Below are 3244 nucleotides of genomic sequence, written 5' to 3' on the forward strand. Positions count from 1 at the left end.
GAGTTCTTATATTGGCAGCAACGCGCAGTCCTTAGCCGTGCGCGGAGCTTCTGCTATCCGGGTTTGGACGCCAGCCGTCCATGAGCTTGTCATTCTCCATGATAAAGGGACTCGCTGTATCCTGTCCCCATGAGGTGTCATATTTCCCCATAAGGTAATCGCTCAATGCCGTTCGGTCGGCAAAGCGCAGCATCCGGTACGGCTCCTGAAAGGCAACCTTTTCTACAAAGTACAGCGTCCCGTCCTCTGCCGTCAAAAGAACGCCAACATGCCCGACAAACAGCAGAGATTCCTCCTCGGTCGGCTTATCGTGGAAGAATACCGTGATGAGACGGATTCTTTCATTCTCCCGAAAGGCAACGCCGCGGGAAGCCCATTCCTCTTGTACGGTTTGCACATGACGCTTGATCTCCGTGGTATCCTCCGCCTTCATGGAGGAATACAGTGCGCGGAAATCTGCAAGGCTGCTTCCGCCCAGCGCATCGGGATCTGTTTTCAGCGCTTCCTCGTCCACAAACAGCACATCTTCATCGGCATTGATTTGAAAGTCTGCGCTCACGGAGAGGAAGTCCCCAAACAGGCTCATGGCGGTGATCCGGCAGTTATAGCCCGGAAACGTCCCGTTCTTCGCCGTCCATTCGTCCTGCATGGTATAAGGGTCGTATTTCGTATACAGCAGCTCCGCTTCCTCAAAGCCATCCGTAAGCCATTCCTGCTTCACGATGTCATTAAAGCGGTCCACACGGCGGAAAAAGCCCTGAATACGCCCATCTGACACGCCTGCGTCGGAGAGCAGCTCCTTTAAAAGTTCCCTTGATCCGCTGTCGTTCAGGTTTGTGTACTCGATCCTTTCCAATGCCGGACGCTTATCCGGCAAATCAGTGTCCGCGCCGCAGCCCGCGAATGCGGAAGCGATAAGAATAACACATATAGCCAGCATTGTCTGCCGAAATGATTTCATAATCTGCTCCATCCTTTCCTTTGACCATCGACTATTTTGCAAAGATTATTATACCATTCTAGCATAAGGTCTATGTTAAGCAAGAGGTCTTTGGGGCGATTGGAACAGCGAAAGGCTGGCTTTCACCACGCGGCTGACAAAGCGTATTATCTCATCCTTGCTGTACTTGTCATAGCCCTCCACGACGATATGCATCATTCCATTTGGCAGATGGGTATACATCATCTCAAGATCTGTTTCACTGGCATTGGGCAGTTCTTTCCGCCAGTAGGCAATACTGTCATCCTTGGCCAGGGCAATCATCCGCATAAGGACAGTTGAGTTTGTATTCTCCAAAATCAGGACTCGACACACCGCCTGATTCTGATTGACCATATCGTAGATGGCTTCGATCAGAGCCGTCACATCAAACGAATTGACATAGCGAAGGGATTTCTCAAATGTGTTGAACCGCGCCCCATTCGCTGTTTTCCCAGAAAAAGACGGCTATTCTTTTGAAGAATAGCCGTCCTGCTTTTTCGCTTGATGTGTATGCACCTGAAATCATTTCTCAAACAGATACAGGAGGTATCCGTAGCCCTCGGCCTCCATTTTTTCATAGGGGACGAAGCGCAGAGCCGCACTGTTGATGCAGTAGCGCACGCCATTGGGGGACTCCGGATCGCCGGTGAACACGTGGCCGAGGTGGGAGTCTCCGGCACGGCTTCTGACCTCCGTACGGCGCATCCCGTGGCTCAGATCCTCTTTTTCCACTACGGCAGGGCCCTCGATGGGCTTTGTAAAGGCAGGCCAGCCGCAGCCGCTCTCGTACTTATCCGTGGAGGAAAAGAGCGGCTCACCGGTCACGACATCCACATAGATGCCCTTTTCAAACTTGTCCCAGAACTCGCCCGTGAAAGCGCGCTCTGTGCCGCTCTCCTGCGTAACACGGTACTGCTCCGCCGTCAGCTTGTCCCGGATGGACTCCGCCGCAGGCTTCTGATAGTCGCCCGGGTCGATGCGCAGCCGTGAAAAAAGCTCCATCTCCTCGCGCGGGATGTGGCAGTAGCCGTCCGGATTCTTTTCGAGGTAGTTCTGATGGTATTCCTCGGCGGGATAGTAGTTTTTGAGCGGGCCGATCTCCACGCAGAATTTCTCGCTGCGGCCGCGCTCGATCTCCGCGATGCGCTTCACCGTTTCTCTCGCGCTTTCGTTGGTGAAGTAGACACCGGTCTGGTACTGGCTGCCCCGGTCGTTGCCCTGCCGGTTTTGTACCGTGGGGTCGATGACATAGAAGTACGCCATCAGCAGCGCGTCGAGGCTCACCTGCTCGGGGTCGTATTCCACCCGCACGGTCTCCCGAAAGCCGGTCTCTCCCTTGCAGACGGTCTTGTAATCGGCATCCGCCTCGCAGGTGCCGTTGGCGTAGCCGCTCTCGGCGTCGATGACGCCGGGGATGGACTGCATCAGCTGTTCCATGCCCCAGAAGCAGCCGCCCGCCAGATAGATGACATTTTCCGTGGTATCCATATAGGTGATCTCCTCATCAGACCGGTCAAAAGCCGGGCCGTCCATGTTTGCTTCCTGTCCGCTCTTTTCCTTCGGCACAGTCTGCCGTCCGGCGGCGCAGCCGCTGAGCAGCAGCACTGCTGCGAAAAGCAGTGCCAATAAGCTTCGATACATCGCGTTTTCTCCTTTCAGTGGAATCAGGGCTCACTCCGCCCTGTCACAGTCCTGTCTCTTGCCGCGACCGGGCCGCAGGACGGTATACAGCAGCGACCCAAGGACGCAGCCGAAGCCGGTGGAGAGTCACGGGCTGGACGTAACGGCACAGGTGCCGGTGGTGCAGCCTACATAGCGGTAATACAGCTACCCTCCGGCACTGCCCACCAGGGGCAGGGCAATGGTGCACAGAATGCTCGTCAGCCTACAGCTCTTTTACCATAATAAAGAGAATGGGTTAAAATCTTTGTTAAGAATGGGGATTTAATGGAAATATATCTTGAATTCGCCGAGAATAAAGCGATTGGGGCAAAAAGGCCAATGTCACTTAGTTAGCAAGTGACATTGGGCGCAGCGCCGGGGTGGCTATGAATTCGACATTCCATTCTCCCGCCAGCAGCTTGCGGATTATCTCGGCGTGGAGCGCAGTGGACTGTCGCTGGAGCTTGGAAAAATGCGGGATGAGGGCCTGCTTGACTTTCATAAAAGTCACTTTCTTCTCCAGGCGCCAGAGACGGACGGCCTTCCTCCTTCTGCGCGTTAAGAATCTCCCCTTCAAGCCCCCTTTGGGCGTATTGGAAA

Annotated in this window: 4 protein-coding genes; all 4 read right to left on the reverse strand. The window is 54.6% G+C overall.

The genetic code is table 11. From position 1 onward, the window contains the following. Positions 1–31: 31 nt before the first annotated feature. Positions 32–961 carry a DUF4300 family protein gene (locus DW088_RS15350; protein ID WP_243029996.1) on the reverse strand — a complete coding sequence of 310 codons (930 nt, stop codon included), beginning with the start codon at positions 959–961 and terminating at the stop codon, positions 32–34. 75 nt (positions 962–1036) lie between these two features. Beyond that, a complete protein-coding gene (locus DW088_RS15355; protein WP_147356588.1) occupies positions 1037–1336 on the reverse strand; it encodes a hypothetical protein in 300 nt (99 codons plus the stop codon). 168 nt (positions 1337–1504) lie between these two features. Further along, a complete protein-coding gene (gene msrB, locus DW088_RS15360; protein ID WP_442861196.1) occupies positions 1505–2470 on the reverse strand; it encodes a peptide-methionine (R)-S-oxide reductase MsrB in 966 nt (321 codons plus the stop codon). A 520-nt stretch (positions 2471–2990) separates the two neighbouring features. Continuing rightward, a partial coding sequence (locus DW088_RS16820) for a hypothetical protein (RefSeq protein WP_442861195.1) occupies positions 2991–3244 on the reverse strand: 254 nt, incomplete at its 5' end.

The sequence above is a fragment of the Butyricicoccus sp. AM05-1 genome (assembly GCF_003474415.1).
Taxonomy (GTDB): domain Bacteria; phylum Bacillota; class Clostridia; order Oscillospirales; family Butyricicoccaceae; genus Agathobaculum; species Agathobaculum butyriciproducens.

Bases quoted from the DNA above. Each gene is read 5' to 3' on its own strand.
- DW088_RS15350 (WP_243029996.1), bottom strand. From the start codon at position 961: ATGAAATCATTTCGGCAGACAATGCTGGCTATATGTGTTATTCTTATC.
- msrB (WP_442861196.1), bottom strand. From the start codon at position 2,470: ATGGATACCACGGAAAATGTCATCTATCTGGCGGGCGGCTGCTTCTGG.
- DW088_RS15355 (WP_147356588.1), bottom strand. From the start codon at position 1,336: ATGGTCAATCAGAATCAGGCGGTGTGTCGAGTCCTGATTTTGGAGAAT.